The following is a 16032-nucleotide window of genomic DNA, read 5'->3' as shown; positions in this document are numbered from 1 at the left end:
TCCGGTATTGTAGGGGATTTGGTGTTTTTCCAGAACTTGCTGCACTTTGGGTGCGATTTCAACATAACGATGTGCCGGGATGTCGGGAAACAGGTGATGTTCAATTTGACAACTGAGATGTCCGGTCATGATATGAAACCAGCGATGACCAGTGAGGTTGGATGAACCAAGAACTTGTCTGTAATACCATTGTCCTTTAGATTCGTTTTTGCATTCTTCTTCAGTAAAAGTTTGGATTCCATCAGTGAAATGGCCACAGAAAATGATGGTTGAGGTCCATAGGTTACGAATCAAATTGGCAACAAAATTTCCGAGTAAAACAGGAAGAAAAACCGGCCAACAAATCAGCGGATAAAAAATATAATCCTTAAAAATCTGTCTGAATGATTTAGACAGAAATCTTTTTGTCAATTGAGATTTTGGATTCAGAGAAGTTTGTTTGAGTTTGTTTTTGCATTTGGCAACTCTTTCTGTTGCTGATTGGTAAGCAATTCCCCATTCGAATATCAAACAAAGGCTAAGAAATGTAAAAAACTGCCAGAGATTTTTGAGCTTCCAGGTGAAATCATTACTCATTCTCAGTAAGCCATAGCCAAAATCACGGTCTTTGCCGATAATGTTAGTAAAGGTATGATGTTCAAAATTATGCGCTATTCTCCAGGAGTGAGCATCTCCGACTAAATCCCATTCATAATTTTGTGAGTTGATTGTTGGATCATTCATCCAGTCGTATTGCCCATGAAGAACATTATGGCCGATTTCCATATTGTCCAAAATTTTGGCTAAACTCAGTAACAAAACAGCGATAATCCAAAATATCGGATGCAACAACACGCCAAGAAAAGAGGCTCGCCCCAAAATTTCACAAAGTCTTTGGATAAGAATGATTCTTCGAATGTAATTGGCATCTTTTTGTCCAAGATCACTCATTACAGAATTTTTTATATGATTGAGTTCTGATTCTAATTGTTGGTATTGTTGTTTGTTGAGCTTCATAAATGTAAATTCAAAGTTTGAATCAATGTATCTGTTTTTAATGTTTAATAAAACTATCTATTGTTTTCGATAAGCTTCGTTTTCACTGGAAACGAGTATTTAAAAATTCGTTTAATCACTGTTGAATATTGTTTAAAAAAGCCACCGGTGTTGTAGGGGATTTGGTATTTTTCCAGAACTTTTTGCACTTTGGGTGCGATTTCGACATAACGATGCGCAGGGATGTCGGGGAATAGGTGGTGTTCAATTTGACAACTGAGATGTCCGGTGAGAATGTGAAACCAACGATGACCTGTGAGGTTGGATGAGCCAAGAACTTGTCGGTAATACCATTGTCCTTTGGATTCGTTTTTGCATTCTTCTTCACTAAATGTATGAACTCCTTCAGTGAAATGCCCACAGAAAATAATGGTTGAAGTCCATAAGTTGCGAATCAAATTGGCAACAATATTTCCGAGTAAAACCGGCAGAAAAACAGGCCAACAAATCAACGGATAAAAAATATAGTCTTTAAAAATTTGTCTGAATGCTTTGGAAAAAAACATTTTTTTTAATTCTGAATCTGTGAGTGGAGAGACACGATTCTTTTTCTTTTTACCTTTAAAAACCCGTTCTGCTGCCAGTTCATGATAGGCAATTCCCCATTCAAATATCAGACATAGATTCAGAAAAGTAAGAAACTGCCAGCGGTTTTTCGGTCTCCATGACAAATCATCACTCATGCGCAATAAACCATAACCGAAATCTCTGTCTTTGCCGATAATATTGGTAAAGGTATGATGCTCAAAATTATGAACTCGCTTCCATGAGTGTGCATCTCCGGCAATATCCCATTCAAATTTTCGCGAGTTAATGGTTGAATCATTCATCCAGTCATATTGTCCGTGGAGAACATTATGTCCGATTTCCATATTATCCAGAATTTTGGATAAACTTAATAACAATACGGCAACAATCCAAAATATCGGATGCAGTAACACCCCAAAGAAAGCTAATCTTCCAAAGATTTCGCAAAGCCTTTGGATAAAAATAATTCTGCGGATGTAATCAGCATCTTTTTGTCCAATGTCGTTAACAACTGAATCTCTAATTTGGTTGAGTTCGAGTTCTAATTGAGTGGCTTTTTCTTTTGATAACTTCATTTTATAGCTCCACATTCACATCGCCAATGGCGACAGAAACACAGGGTTGGATATTTTGAGCACCGGAATCGGAGTATGTTTTAGTCAGAATGTTGTAAATTACTCCACTGGTTTTTTTACAAACACATTGATGACAAACGCCCATACGGCATGAACTTTTAGGTTTAAGGCCTTTGGATTCTGCTAATTCAAGCAGTGTTTTTATTGGAGAACTGAGTCCTGATACTTTAGTTTCTGATTTTTCAAAAAATACTGTTCCTTGTTGTTCGGCATTAATATCATAAGTCGGAGGTGTGCCGAAATACTCATGATGAATTTGATCTGGAGGCAAGTCCTTGCTAAGTAAATCGTTGGTGAATTGAATCATCGAGCCTGGTCCGCAAATATAAACTTCGCGATTTTGAAAATCAGCACAGTATTTCTTCAAATGTTCCCTACAAATTCTTCCCTCAACAGAACTGTCAATCAAGTGTATTTTGATATTTTTATGATTTGAAGCTATTGTTAATAATTCATCTTTGAATAAATGTTTTCCGTTACTAGCATAATAAAGCAAACTTGCAGGGTTATCGGATTGTTTTGCTAAAGTCATGATGAGACTTTTAATCGGGGTGATTCCGCTGCCACCGGCAATAAAAAGTTTTGCACCTGAATTTTCTGAGATAACGAAATCACCCTGAGCTTTAGAAATGCTCACTTTATCTCCTCGCTTTAGAAGATTTCCCAGAAAAGGTGTCGCTTTGCCATGATTCTGTTTCTGTATGGTTAGTTCAATCGTTCTATCTTGGATGAACTGAGCTGGTGCAGAGGAAATGCTGAATGTTCGGGTTAAAAATCTTCCGTTAATTTCTGTTGTTATGGAAATAAATTGCCCAGCCTGAAAGCCTTGCCATTTCTTTTGCGGCTTTAAAACTAAAGTATAGACGTTATCGTTTTCGTGTCTTATTTGCATTATTTTTGTTGAATAAGCATCTTGTTTTTTATTGAAAACTAAACGTGTGATTGGATGTAAGAAATCCTTTAAACTCTGATTGTTTGTAATTGATTCGAGTAAGAACTTAACTTTTCCTGTAAACATTGAATGATATTTTGAATTTAATAATTATGGCGTACAAGTGTACTCTGAAAAATAAACAAAACAAACAATAAGTTATAAAAACCCATAAAAATATATAAAATAATTGGATTGACAAAAAATTGTAGAGTACAAATGTTCTCTAAGAGTGATTGGTGATTTTAAAATCAGATTGTTATTGGGTATCAGTTTTATGTAGAAATGTTGCACCGGCAGCTATGTAGCGTAGCTGTTGGATGGCTCTGATTTCTAGTTCTTTTCTTTGACTGGGCTTTGCAGCAATGGATTCAGCTCCGGCATTAAATATCACAGCAACCATAGCCTCAGCCTGTGTATATGCTGATTCTTTATCAAAGCCTAAAGCCAGAATATAGTCGGTTAATTCAACGATAAAATATTTGATTTCTCTGGCAACCGCATCCCGTAAAGCTTTGGTTGTGCCGGATCTTTCATGGAACAATACGCGGAAAATATTTGGGTTTGTTTGGGTAAACTCAAAGAAAGTTTTGACCGATGTGACAATAACGCTTTTGTTTTTCTTAAATCTTTGTCTGGCTTTACGCATGATTTGTCTCAAAGCCAGACCGGATTCATCAACAAGAGTTAAGCCAAGTTCTTCCATATCTTTAAAATGCCGATAGAAAGATGTTGGCGCAATTCCTGCTTGTTTGGCAACCTCACGAAGACTCAAACCGGCAAAGCTTTGTTCTTCACTCAACTGATTGATGGCTGAGTCAATAATCGCTCTGCGTGTTTTTTCCTTTTGCTGAGATCTTGAGATTTTCATGGTTTATATTCTACATGAGTCGAGGTTAATTCATAGTCGCCTTGATAGTTATTTTTTAATTCTATAATTTAATAGTATTAAAGAAACCTTTTAAATAGAATATCTGTCGAATAAGATTCAGTCACAACAGAACAGTTAATGAACAAAATCAAAAAATACATTTTACCCGGATTGTTATATGGAGCGGCAATCGTAGCGCTGTACTTTATCTATCAAACCCAAATTAAAGTTATCAATCAAGATGTTTCAGCACGAGACATTGACCCCAACTGTGATATTGTCATGTTTTCCACTCAATATTGTCCTTATTGTGAAAAGGCGAAAAAGTTTTTTGCAGAAAATGGCGTGGCTTATTGTGATAGGGATATTGAGTTTTCTGATGAAGATGCCAAATTATTTCGAGAACTCGGCGGTAAAGGCACGCCTTTGACAATTATTGGAAACACAGTCCTCGGTGGATTTGTCGAAAAGCGTTATCAGGATGCTTTGGATAAGTTATAAACTTGTGTTATTATCAGGAAGTTATTTCACTTAAGACTAGGGAATAAACCATGAAAAAAACCATCTTTTTTCTTTGTTTTATATTCATATCCACAATTTTGCAAGCACAAGATAAACAATCTCCGATTCTTTTTATTTATGATGCAAGTGGTTCAATGTGGGGACAAATTGAAGGCAGATCAAAGAAAGAAATAGCTTCAGAAGTATTAACAAATATTGTTGATTCTCTGCCGGAAAATCAAAATATAGGATTAGTGGCATACGGTCACAGAAATAAAGGAGATTGTGATGATATTGAATATATTGCAGATATTGCAAATGAAGATAAAACACGGGTAATAAATGCAATAAAGGATATCAATCCACTTGGTAAAACACCATTGGCTCGTTCTGCAACATTGGTAATCGATTCTTTAAAAGTAAATAGTACCAAAGCGACAATAATTTTGGTCACCGATGGTATTGAATCTTGTGATGGTAATATTTGTGATGTTGTGAGTATGGCTCAGTCCGATGGTATAGATTTTAAAATGCATATTGTTGGTTTTGGTTTGAAAGAGGGTGAAAAGCAGCAATTAATTTGTGCGACAGAGGCGAGTAATGGCAATTATTATGATGCTGAAAATGCAGAAGCTTTGAGTGATGTCTTAATTGAGGCAACCAAACTAACAGTTGATAAGCCGGATGGAAACTTCTCGGTTTATGCGAAAAAAAATGGTGAGCCAGTTGATGCATGGATTAAACCTAAAGATGCTGTTACAAAAAAAGGTCTGGAGGGTTCCAGAACATATCGCAGAAAAGGTTGGGTTTATCTGCCTCCAGGAAAATATGAAATTGAAGTGAAACCTCTCGAGGGAAGTGATATTCCGGCAAAGTACATATTTGTTGAGATGAAAGAGGGAGAGGTCAAACATCAGGATGTCCACTTTGATGGAGGTATTCTGCAAGTAGCAACGACAAACAATGGTAAGCCGTGGGATTCAACGGTCAAAATGTATGATCAAATCACTGGTAACCTCGTTGCTCAATCAAGAACATATGGCAAAACTCAACAAATGGAGGTTTTGGCAGGAACGTATAAGATTGTCTATCAGGCTCTAGCACTGGATGGAATGGAAACACTTTTTACAAAGAATGATGTAGAGGTCGAAGGCAATTCCACAACTGAATCAAATCATGATTTCAGTAGTGGAGTAGCGATGATAGGTGTTGAATCTGCAAATGGAGAACTGGTTGATGCTACCGTTAATTTTTATGAAGAATCCAGCGGGAAAAATGTCTCAGGGAGCAGAACTTACACAAGTTCCAGTAGCAACCCAAAGGAATTTGTCCTCAACCCGGGAACCTATACAGTAAAAATTCAAACTTTGGGTAAACATAAGGGTCACAATGAAGCCTTTTCTATAATTATACAGGCAGGTGAGACAGTTGAAAAACTTATCATAACTGGTAATTAGATTCAGGAAATCATTATCGCTTTACCTTTTGTAATGCTATATAAAAAAATTAACAATGTGAAATATGAAATTCAACGGAACCAAAAACTACATCGCGACTGACAATCTCAGCATGGCTGTGAATGCCGCTGTGACATTGCAACGCCCTTTGCTGATAAAAGGCGAGCCGGGAACCGGTAAAACCATGCTGGCACAGGAAGTTGCCGACTCATTGGGCAAGCCGCTCATCAGCTGGCATATCAAATCGACCACCAAGGCTCAGCAAGGTCTTTATGAATATGATGCTGTTTCGCGTTTGCGTGATTCACAACTTGGTGATGACAAGGTTCATGATATTTCCAATTACATCAAGCCGGGTAAAGTTTGGCAGGCGTTTCATTCAGATGAACAAGCCATTTTACTAATTGATGAAATTGATAAAGCAGATATTGAGTTCCCCAATGATTTGTTGGTAGAACTGGATCAGATGGAGTTTTCGGTTTATGAAACCGGCGAACAAATAAAAGCCAAGCATCGCCCGATTATTATCATCACCAGCAACAATGAAAAAGAACTGCCCGATGCATTTTTGCGTCGTTGTTTTTTTCATTATATTGACTTTCCTGATAAACAAACCATGCAGGCGATTGTTGATGTGCACTTCCCAAATATTCAACACCAATTAGTCAAGTCTGCACTGGGCGTGTTTTTCCAACTTCGCGAAGTTCCCGGATTGAAGAAAAAGCCCTCGACCTCTGAACTAGTAGACTGGATTAAATTGTTATTAGCAGACAATATTCCTCTGGAAACACTGCAAAACAAAGACATTAAAGAAGCCATTCCGCCACTTTATGGTGCTTTACTGAAAAACGAACAGGACGTGGATTTGGTTCAACGACTGGCGTTTATGATGAGAAGATAGTTGGTTTTTTGTTAGTTTATATTTATCTGATTGTTCTAGTCATTCATCAGTCTAGTACAATCAATAGGATCTGGCACTTGAATATCAGACCCTATTGATTTAATACCAAAATCATCCTTTCACTAAATCAAACAACCCTTTGAGAACTTTCTTGATGCGCTTTTCATTGGATTTTTGGAATTTTGCATTTGTTCCGCCGAGTGTGAACCAATCAGCCAAAAGGTTGCTGGCTTTTTGAATTGGGTCGAGGTTTTCTTCACCGCTCATGTGTTTGGATAGTTCTTCAACCTGATAAGTGAGGCGTTTTTCTTTGTGTTCATCCGGTGATGCGGCGCCAATCAGGTATTCGGAAGCAATCAGAATATTGTTGGCGTGTTCAGCATAGTCAGGATTTTCGTTAGCTGCATTAGCAAGTCTGTTTTGCAGCTTTTTCATCAACTTGTTATCTTCAAGTGGCGATAATTTTTCCCATGTTTGTTGAGCAGATTCGGCATCAAGTTGTTTGTTTTCCAGTTTTTGGCAGATCTCTGCAAATTTTTCAACGGTTTTAAGTTGTTTAAAGTTTTCAGAGTGAGCCATAGAGTTGGCTTTTTGCTCGCCGCTTTCTATGATTTTCTTGGCTTTGTTTTGCAGGTTTCGATTGTCAACTTTCAAAGCATTCCATTCATCCTTAAATTTTTCAATCAGACTATTAATGACTTGTGCTGATTTCTCGGATTTAACCGATTTTTCAAAAGAGGCGACGAGTTCATTCGCTTGATTGAATTGAGCCTGATTTTCCTGTTTGACGATGTCTATTTGTTCTTGCAAACGATTGAAAACAGCATCGTTGGCTTTACGAAATTTCTTCCACAGTTTTCTTTCCTGTGACTGTTGAACAATTCCGGCGGTTTTCCATTCTTGTTGAAGAACTTTTGCTTGTTCAATAGCTGAAGGCAGGTCTTCCATTTCGATGAGATCATTTGCCATCTCGATGAGTTTTTCTTTGCGACGAATGGCAATTTTGTATGATTCTTGCAGGTGAGCATCAATTCTTGCAACACCGGCGCGTATGCGAGCAGCACATTTTCCACGATTTTTTGGTGGAATTTTATCCAGATTTCTCAGTTGTTTCAGAGCGTCACGAACCAAGCGTGCCAAATCTCGATCTTCCGTTTCCTGAAGATTGATTTCATGTAATGTTTGGATCTCTTGTTCCAAAGTTTCCAGTTCTTTACTCCAAATTTCTGAACGCTTTTCAAAGAAAGTTTGTGCCGGCTCAAATAATGCCTTTTGTACTTCTCTGAATTGTCCATAGAGTTCTTGATTGCGGACATTGTAACGATCGCCTTCGAGTTTTTCGTGATCTTCCATGTCTTTCCATTGAGCGTTGGCTTCCTTCATTTTTTTCAAAAGAGCATCTGGGTGAGTTCCGGTGCCAACCAGTTGTTGCAATTCTTCAATCAGTCGAACTCTGACTTTATCATTGCTCCATCTTTGCCATTGGCGTAATTCTTTGAGCTCGTTCCACAAAGTGTCGAAATCAAATTTATTTTCACGAATGAGTGGATGATTGCCGGCAATTTTTTTATTGGCAGCAATTTTATTCATGATGATTTTGGCATCAGATAAATGACCATCTTTAATTTGTTGTCTGGCTTTTTCAATGGCTGCAACAGCATTTTTGGCAGCTTCATCGCGCAGGCTTGCTGATTTTTCAATTTTATCAGCTAGAGCAAGCATGGAATTATCAAACTTGGCTTTCAGAGTGTTAAATGCTGTGTTGCTTTTAGCGGATTTTGCATTATCATCCCACATCTTGCGGAATTGCGAAATTTGTCGCGGTTGATTGAATTTTTGTTTCAATGCAGCTTCCAGTTTGTCCGCCACATTAACTAAATCAGTTGGCAAGTCTTGTTTTTGTGATTGTTTGTCTCTCAGAGTGGTTAATTGCTCCAGGAGATTATCGTATTCAGTTTTTTGACTATCATCAGCAAAGCTAAGGTCAAAACCGCTGAATTTGCTGATTTGGTTTTGAAGTTGTTCCCAAGTAGAGTTTTGAGAATCCGTGATAGCAGTTTGTAATTCTGCGATTTTGCTGTTGATTCTTTGTTGTCTTTGTTGATTCAGAAATTCGTCACGTTGTTGCGGGTCGAATGTCAGACTGGCAGTGCGATGAGCTCCTTCAAATCGTTGCGCGAAAGTGCTTAAGTCGTGGCTATCGGCAAGTTCCTGCCATTGTGAAAAAACGGCATCCACATCAGATTTACCATAGAGATTGCGATTATGAATAAATTTCTCCATTTGTTCGCATAAATCAAGGGCTTTTTGTTCGACCATCTTTGCAATATCACCATCATTTTCGAGTTTTTCACGAATGGCTTTGACGATGGCTTTGTCTTTGTTCTTTGCGGATTTCAGAATTCGCTTGAGGGTTGCCGGTTTGTCAATTTTTGAAAGTATCAATTGACGTAATTGGCTGTTTTTTTCATTGATGAGTAAGTCGCCCAATAAACCTTGTTTGTTGATTTTATTGATGCAGATTTCGCGAACATCGTTGTTTTTAGCACTGGCAGCGACAGTTTCAATGATTCGAGAGTTGCTTAGAGTTTTTACCAGTTCTTTTTGCTGGATATCATCCTGATTGATAAACCAGTCCTGCAATATTTTAACGGCTACATTTCTGACATCATCATCTTTGTCATTTTCTGCAATTTTGGCAATTAATTGATAATCATCCAGTCTTTTCAGTGCAGCAGAACGAACATTTGCTGATTCATCATTCTGGCTGATACTGGCAAGCATCGACAGTAATTCAGGTGAATTATCGGAACTGACGGCGATGGCTCTGATGTTGGCATCTTTGCTTTTCCATTTGGGTTTATTGAACCAGTTTTTTAAACTCATGCGGCTTTCCTCATTAAATTGTTGTATATGAACGATAGTTGTTCCTCCGCATTGTCTATGGTGTAGAGTTTGCGGGCGATAGATTTTTTATTGGCTCTTTTCAGAAACCAACCGATATGTGATCTTGCAATCATCATACCTTTATACTCTCCGTAAAACTGATGAAGATTTTCAACATGTTCAAACATGGTTTGAATGATTTCATCATTTGACGGTTCGGGTAAAATTTTACCGGTTTGCAGAAAATGCAAAATTTCACGGAAAATCCAGGGGTTTCCCTGTGCGGCTCTGCCAATCATAATGCCGTCGCAATTAGTGTCTTCAAATACTTGTGCGGCTTTTTGCGGAGAGTCAATATCTCCGTTGGCAATGACCGGAATGTCGCTGTTTTTCTTAACCAATTTTATCTGCGAATAATCGGCTTTTCCCGTGTACTTCTGTATGCGGGTTCGTCCGTGAATAAACAAGGCTTTAATGCCACAATTTTGTGCAATTTCAGCAATTTCCATGACGTTAATCGTGTCAGAGTCAATTCCCAGTCGCATTTTTAAAGTCACCGGGCAGTCAACGGATTCAACAGTTGCTTGCAGAATGTCTTTAACCAATTCCGGATAAGCCATCAGTGCTGAACCACAGGATTTGCGATACACTTTTTTAGCGGGGCAACCCATATTGATATCAATAATTTGCGAGCCGTTTTCCACATTGAATTTCGCAGCTTCCACCACTTTTTCAGGGTCAGCTCCGGCTATTTGAGTCACAATCGGTGATGGTTCACCATCATGATTGAGGCGAAACTGTGTTTTGGCGGATTTCAGTAGCGATAAATCACAGGTCAGCATTTCAGAAACTACATATCCGGCTCCCAGTTTTCGGCATAATTGTCGAAAAGGACGATCGGTCACTCCGCTCATCGGAGCTAATGCTACCGGATTGGGCAAAGTAAATGAACCGATTTTGAGAACTGGGAGAGTCATTTGTTAAACCAATGCCGCTGCAATTTTAAAACCGGAGACCCATGTGCCAATCGCTGAACCAAGATTGGTTAAAATAAATACCAGTAAAATTCTTGTTACGGGATTTTTCCACCAGCCCTTGAGTTCGGTGGCGTCATTTTGCAAATTTTCAAAATCAACCACTTTGGGTTTTCTGAAATAAATTTCAACCAATGCTGCAACCATACCGGCGGCAACCGCGGGATTGAGTGATGTAATTGGTGCTGCAATAAATGCTGAAATAATCGTTACAATGTGTGCACGGGCTATAAGTGCTCCAAGAGCGGCAAAAACCCCGTTGAAAATAATCCATGTTTTGATTAAATCCCAACCCAGTTCCGGACTGCGACTAAAGCCAATTGCAAATCCTGCAACAATGACTGCTGTAATTATCCACGGAAGAAGTTTGAGCCATTTGCCACTGGGAGGAATGATATCCAGTTCAGCAACAGTTTTCTCTGCATCAATTTTATCTCGTAAGGCTTGGCTCATCCCTTGCATATGTCCGGCTCCAATAACAACCAAAATGTTTCTTGCATCGTTATCTTTACTTTCCTGAAGCAACCTTGCAGCCATGTATTCATCACGTTCATGAATCAGACTACGGTACAAAGGTTGAGATTCGCTGGCAAAATCTGAGAAAGTGCTTTCCAATACATCACCTTTTTTGAGTTTTTCAATTTCTTCGGCGGAAATTTCTTCTTTTTCAAAAAAGCCACCAAAACTGAACAGCAATCCGGCTTTTTCGAGAAACTTCATTCCTCGCCAGGCTCGTTTCATGGTTGTACGAATATTGCGGTCAATCTTCCAAAGCTTCAAATCTTTTTCATTGGATTGGTTGATTGCAGCTTTCATTTCCGCACCCGGTTCAACTCCTAGTTGCTTTGCCAAGCGATTTTGATAAGCCGATAATGCTAAATTGACAGCGACCATGCCTGTCTGTTTGTTTTTAATAATGCTTAACAAGTCCATGTTTTTGTAACGATTGGGGTTGGTCATCGCCTCAAAGCGCATTTCATCCAATTCTACAGCAACAGTATCAAACTCTCCGGTATTAAGTAATTCATTAACCTTATCAACGCTGGTCTGCGAAACATGAGCTGTTCCGAGTATGACAAAATTTTGCCCATCCTGATTGATAATTTCGTGTGGCTGATCTTGTAAAATCTCTTTAATTTGATTGGTTGATTGCAAAAGTCTATCCAATGAATACAAAGCCGATGATTTTAGCATTGCTTTGGATTTTGCTAAAGGAAAATGTGATTTCAATGAGCTTGTCAAATATTTTATCAGAGCTCAATCAAAATTTGAGTGATGAATTTTTCCATGTATAATGGCAAGAATGTTATTTTGTAACTGAAATCTATGAAAATATCACGAACTCCAATAATAAATTCAGGCGATCCCGAGGACAAAAGAGTTGAGATAAAAAACTATTTCAACGAAACCTATGATGTTTATGAAAAGCTGTTTAATGTGATTACCGAAGATGGATATTATGCAAGACCTGACCGACTCAGGCATCCGTTGATTTTTTATTTTGGGCACACAGCAACTTTCTTTGTCAATAAACTGCATGTTTCCAAAATTATTGAAGACAGAGTCAATCCTGAGTTAGAGTCTATGTTGGCAATTGGTGTCGATGAAATGTCATGGGATGATTTGGATGAGAAAAATTATGAATGGCCTGCCATCGAGGATGTTCGTGAATACCGAAATCAAGTCAGAGAGCTTGTCAATGGTTTGATAGATACACTGCCTTTGGATGTTCCAATCCGCTGGGATGATCCATTCTGGATTATTCTGATGGGAATTGAACATGAAAGAATTCATCTGGAAACTTCATCGGTTTTAATTCGTCAACTTCCTATGGAAATGGTTCAGACCAATATCGACTGGCAATCGTTTGCAGATTTTGGCTCGCCGGCTCCTGACAATGTGATGCTAAAGGTAACAGCTGGAACGGTGAAACAAGGGAAAGGTGATAATGCCACAACCTATGGTTGGGATAATGAGTACGGCGAAAAAATAACGGAAGTCGAAGAATTCAAAGCCTCAAAATATCTGGTCAGTAATCATGAGTTTCTCGAATTTGTCGAGGATGGTGGTTATAAAGTTGAAAGATGGTGGACTGAAGAGGGTTGGGCCTGGAAAGAGTTTCGCAAAGCAGAATATCCGACATTCTGGAAAAAGACTGAAGAGGGTTACAAATATCGCTCAATGACCGAAGAAGTGGATATGCCTTGGAGTTGGCCTGTGGATGTAAACTACCTCGAAGCAAAGGCTTTTTGTCGTTGGCTGAGTGCCAAAAAAGGTAAAAAAATCCGATTACCTACCGAGCCGGAATACTATCGCATCTATGACCAAAATTATAAAATGGAGATGGATGCAAATATCAATTTGAAACTTTGTTCATCTTCATGTCCGGTGGATACATTTGAGCATGGTGATTTCTACGATGTGGTCGGCAATGTCTGGCAATGGACGGAAACACCGATTGATGGTTTTAAAGGATTTAAAGTTCACCCTGCGTATGATGATTTTTCAGTTCCGACTTTTGATGGTCAGCATAATTTAATCAAAGGTGGAAGCTGGATTTCGACCGGAAATGAAATCATTCGGGATTCGCGTTATGCGTTTCGCCGACACTTTTTTCAACATGCCGGGTTTCGATATGTCGAATCTGACAGTATGGTTGATTCCACTTACAACATGTATGAAACCGACTCGTTGATTTCACAATATCTGGAATTCCATTACGGAAAAGATTATTTCCAGATTGCTAATTTCCCCAAAACCTGTATTGAAACCATTCAGCCGCACTTTGAAAGCATCAATACTGACAAAGCTCTTGATATTGGTTGTGCCGTTGGCCGCAGTAGTTTTGAATTGGCAAGATATTTCAATAAAGTCGATGCAGTCGATTTTTCCACACGCTTTATTTTAAATGCGATTAAATTACAGGAAAACGGACAAATTCGCTATCTGATTGATGATGAAGGAGAATTAACCACTCTCAAAGAGTTTGATATCTCCGAATTACAACTCGGTGATAAAGCTCAAAATGTAGAGTTCACTCAAGGTGATGCCTGTAATTTGAAGTCCAAATACAATGACTACGACTTGATATTTGCAGGAAATTTAATAGACAGATTATACGATCCGAAAGCCTTTTTAGCTGATATTGTCACCCGATTAAATTCAGGAGGTTTACTGGTGTTAACTTCTCCTTACACCTGGTTGGAAGAATATACAACCAAAGAAAACTGGCTCGGTGGTAAAAAAGTCAATGGCGAGAATTTCACTACTTTTGATGGTTTAAAAGAGTGTTTAGGCGACACCTGTGATCTGATTGCAAAACCGGAGAATATACCGTTTGTAATCAGGGAAACGAAAAGAAAACACCAACTGACTGTTTCCCAGATGACCATATGGCGTAAAAAATAACTTTGAGCAGATATCTTTTGCTTAATTACTGCGTTATTTTTGTGCTCGAATGGTCACATATTTGATATATGCTCACATTCTGCGCTAAAAATGCCTTGTCCTAAAGCAAAATATAAAGCTCAAAACGGTTTTTGGAAGAATGATACAGGTGAATTTCAGTATTTATCGTGTATCCGCTCCTGTTCTCCGTGAGGATGGGCTTCGTGAAAAAAATGACTTATATGAGTTTCATTACAAGTGGCAATGTTTCAAGAGTATTGAATATGATGAAAAAAATTGCTATGTGTTTATAGATTCATTACGAGCTGTTATTTTACCTAAAAATCAGCTTCCTGATAATTGTGAATCTTTTATCAAAGAGCGTTTGTTAAAGAAATAAGAATCAAACACCACTCCTTTTCTTAAAAAACCTAGTTGCTAATCTTCAAACCCTGAGGCGAAAATCAAATCCGGTAGAATGGCATCATCGGCTCCGGCTCTGTGAATGTTTGTTGCTCGTGTAAATCCGTCAAAATCTCTGATGACATCCGGGTTGGCAGGAATTAAAAGTGAAGGATCTTCAAGCATTGTACTTGTCAGATGCAAATCTCCGACTACCGGGTCTACAAAGTCAACATTTTGGAATAGAGATGAGCTATCTAAACCAGTCGCAGATTGATAATCTCCCAGAGTGTTGTATAGTGTACTATCCAAGAAAAATGAATCTCCATCGCTATCGAACATAATATTATAGTCTGACTCGGCAAACATGTTGCTGTTGGATACACTCAGAACTCGAGTGTTATCACCATTAGTCAGATTAATTAGAATATTGCCACGCATCGCAACTTCGGATACTTCTGAGTTGTTACTTTTTAAACATGCAGAAATTGCTGAATTACCTAATAGTGTACCACTTAATAAAACAGTATTATTAAGTACAGATACATTTTTATTTAAACCTGATAAATCAAGGCCATACTGAGTTGCTTGTATAAAGTTGTTACTGATTAAAGTATTAGTAGTTGTATCTGATGTATTTTGACTCTGAACACGTAGAGCAAGAGAATAACCATCAGCTGAGAAGAATATTGAATTTTGTCTGAATATCAAGTTATTGGTGCTTGCTAATGTTATTCCTTGTCCACTTGGAGATTGATTAGAGATTTCATTTCGCTGAATTGAGACATCCCGGGAACGAATCATGTAAATCAGTTTAGGACCGAATCTTATTGTTTGATTTTCCATTAAATTGTCTTCAATCACGATATTTTGAAGTCCATCGATATCCGCGCTTTCTAGATAAAGAACAGCACCGCCAGAATCAAATTCATTGTCAATGATATATAATCCATCAATATGAGTGTCATTGACTTGGCTTATGAGGCTGGCGTCTTCTTGTGGAATTGTTGTTGTACTATTTACCGGATGTGATGTGAAAATATTATTCACCATTGTGATGTCATTTCCGCCTGAATCAAACATTACAGCCGTTGTGAAGTTTAGGGAACCTTCAACTTTGAAACCTAGTGAGACTATATCAATCATTTCTGCCTGATTGATTTTAATAATCCAGTTATCCGTAGCCGAAGATGGGGTATGGGTGAGGGTTGCTATGTCATTCTCGTCTTCTGAAGTGATGATGAGGCGAGCATTCGGGTTTCCTGTACGGGTTATCGGGTTGATTTCAACATGAGCGAAATGTGTTCCTGGTGTCATTTCAAGCTGTACATGGTCTCCAATTCCGTGAATTTCAACCTGATTGAGGGCATCTGCCAATGTCGTAAAATCTGTACCTGGCTGAGGTCCGACTAGATAGTGTCCTCCCATACCGCTTCCGGCAAATGCTAAGTGGATCATACTAGT

Annotated in this window: 13 protein-coding genes; 5 read left to right on the top strand and 8 right to left on the bottom strand. The window is 38.4% G+C overall.

The genetic code is table 11. The annotated features are described in order from the left end of the window. From R3F25_03350 to fabR, 4 genes are all read right to left on the bottom strand, one after another. On the bottom strand, positions 1 to 996 hold a 996-nt coding region (locus R3F25_03350; GenBank protein ID MEZ5495850.1), incomplete at its 3' end, for an acyl-CoA desaturase. 53 nt (positions 997 to 1049) lie between these two features. Then, positions 1050 to 2138, bottom strand: coding sequence for an acyl-CoA desaturase (locus R3F25_03345; GenBank protein MEZ5495849.1), 1089 nt, complete (start codon positions 2136 to 2138; stop codon positions 1050 to 1052). A gap of 1 nt (position 2139) precedes the next feature. Then, complete coding sequence (locus tag R3F25_03340; protein ID MEZ5495848.1) at positions 2140 to 3090, bottom strand: iron-sulfur cluster-binding domain-containing protein; 951 nt, start codon at positions 3088 to 3090, stop codon at positions 2140 to 2142. 298 nt (positions 3091 to 3388) lie between these two features. Then, positions 3389 to 4000, bottom strand: coding sequence for an HTH-type transcriptional repressor FabR (gene fabR / locus R3F25_03335; protein MEZ5495847.1), 612 nt, complete (start codon positions 3998 to 4000; stop codon positions 3389 to 3391). A 138-nt stretch (positions 4001 to 4138) separates the two neighbouring features. On the opposite strand from fabR, the gene R3F25_03330 reads away from it, so the two are divergent. From R3F25_03330 to R3F25_03320, 3 genes are all read left to right on the top strand, one after another. Next, complete coding sequence (locus tag R3F25_03330) at positions 4139 to 4501, top strand: glutaredoxin family protein (protein MEZ5495846.1); 363 nt, start codon at positions 4139 to 4141, stop codon at positions 4499 to 4501. A 50-nt stretch (positions 4502 to 4551) separates the two neighbouring features. Beyond that, a complete protein-coding gene (locus R3F25_03325) occupies positions 4552 to 5958 on the top strand; it encodes a VWA domain-containing protein (GenBank protein ID MEZ5495845.1) in 1407 nt (468 codons plus the stop codon). A 64-nt stretch (positions 5959 to 6022) separates the two neighbouring features. Continuing rightward, a complete protein-coding gene (locus R3F25_03320; GenBank protein ID MEZ5495844.1) occupies positions 6023 to 6859 on the top strand; it encodes a MoxR family ATPase in 837 nt (278 codons plus the stop codon). Positions 6860 to 6970: 111 nt separating this feature from the next. On the opposite strand, the gene R3F25_03315 is transcribed toward R3F25_03320, so the two are convergent. Genes R3F25_03315 through R3F25_03305 form a run of 3 tightly spaced genes read right to left on the bottom strand, consistent with a single transcriptional unit; the run spans position 6971 to position 12009 of the window. Further along, positions 6971 to 9745, bottom strand: a complete 2775-nt coding sequence (locus tag R3F25_03315) for a DUF349 domain-containing protein (GenBank protein ID MEZ5495843.1) — start codon at positions 9743 to 9745, stop codon at positions 6971 to 6973. Continuing rightward, positions 9742 to 10722, bottom strand: a complete 981-nt coding sequence (gene dusB / locus R3F25_03310; protein ID MEZ5495842.1) for a tRNA dihydrouridine synthase DusB — start codon at positions 10720 to 10722, stop codon at positions 9742 to 9744. Before dusB ends, R3F25_03315 begins: the two co-directional genes overlap by 4 nt. Before the next feature lie 3 nt (positions 10723 to 10725). After that, positions 10726 to 12009: a TraB/GumN family protein gene (locus R3F25_03305; GenBank protein MEZ5495841.1), complete on the bottom strand. Its 1284-nt coding sequence runs from the start codon at positions 12007 to 12009 to the stop codon at positions 10726 to 10728. Between the two features lie 96 nt (positions 12010 to 12105). On the opposite strand from R3F25_03305, the gene ovoA reads away from it, so the two are divergent. Next, positions 12106 to 14187, top strand: coding sequence for a 5-histidylcysteine sulfoxide synthase (ovoA, locus tag R3F25_03300; protein ID MEZ5495840.1), 2082 nt, complete (start codon positions 12106 to 12108; stop codon positions 14185 to 14187). Between the two features lie 139 nt (positions 14188 to 14326). Further along, a complete protein-coding gene (locus R3F25_03295) occupies positions 14327 to 14566 on the top strand; it encodes a YcxB family protein (GenBank protein ID MEZ5495839.1) in 240 nt (79 codons plus the stop codon). 38 nt (positions 14567 to 14604) lie between these two features. Here R3F25_03295 and R3F25_03290 read toward each other — a convergent pair whose 3' ends face one another. Next, entirely contained in the window at positions 14605 to 16026 is a 1422-nt protein-coding gene (locus R3F25_03290) for a right-handed parallel beta-helix repeat-containing protein (GenBank protein MEZ5495838.1), read from the bottom strand. Positions 16027 to 16032 lie beyond the last annotated feature (6 nt).

Source organism: Gammaproteobacteria bacterium, assembly GCA_041395445.1.
Lineage (GTDB): Bacteria > Pseudomonadota > Gammaproteobacteria > Xanthomonadales > Marinicellaceae > NORP309.
Note: the sequence above shows the minus strand (reverse complement) of the source record. Positions and strands in the feature narration are given on the sequence as shown.

Coding starts and splice junctions, on each gene's coding strand:
- ovoA (MEZ5495840.1), top strand. CDS start 12,106: ATGAAAATATCACGAACTCCAATAATAAATTCAGGCGATCCCGAGGAC.
- R3F25_03295 (MEZ5495839.1), top strand. CDS start 14,327: ATGATACAGGTGAATTTCAGTATTTATCGTGTATCCGCTCCTGTTCTC.
- R3F25_03325 (MEZ5495845.1), top strand. CDS start 4,552: ATGAAAAAAACCATCTTTTTTCTTTGTTTTATATTCATATCCACAATT.
- R3F25_03320 (MEZ5495844.1), top strand. CDS start 6,023: ATGAAATTCAACGGAACCAAAAACTACATCGCGACTGACAATCTCAGC.
- R3F25_03290 (MEZ5495838.1), bottom strand. CDS start 16,026: ATGATCCACTTAGCATTTGCCGGAAGCGGTATGGGAGGACACTATCTA.
- fabR (MEZ5495847.1), bottom strand. CDS start 4,000: ATGAAAATCTCAAGATCTCAGCAAAAGGAAAAAACACGCAGAGCGATT.
- dusB (MEZ5495842.1), bottom strand. CDS start 10,722: ATGACTCTCCCAGTTCTCAAAATCGGTTCATTTACTTTGCCCAATCCG.
- R3F25_03345 (MEZ5495849.1), bottom strand. CDS start 2,138: ATGAAGTTATCAAAAGAAAAAGCCACTCAATTAGAACTCGAACTCAAC.
- R3F25_03315 (MEZ5495843.1), bottom strand. CDS start 9,745: ATGAGTTTAAAAAACTGGTTCAATAAACCCAAATGGAAAAGCAAAGAT.
- R3F25_03330 (MEZ5495846.1), top strand. CDS start 4,139: ATGAACAAAATCAAAAAATACATTTTACCCGGATTGTTATATGGAGCG.
- R3F25_03340 (MEZ5495848.1), bottom strand. CDS start 3,090: ATGCAAATAAGACACGAAAACGATAACGTCTATACTTTAGTTTTAAAG.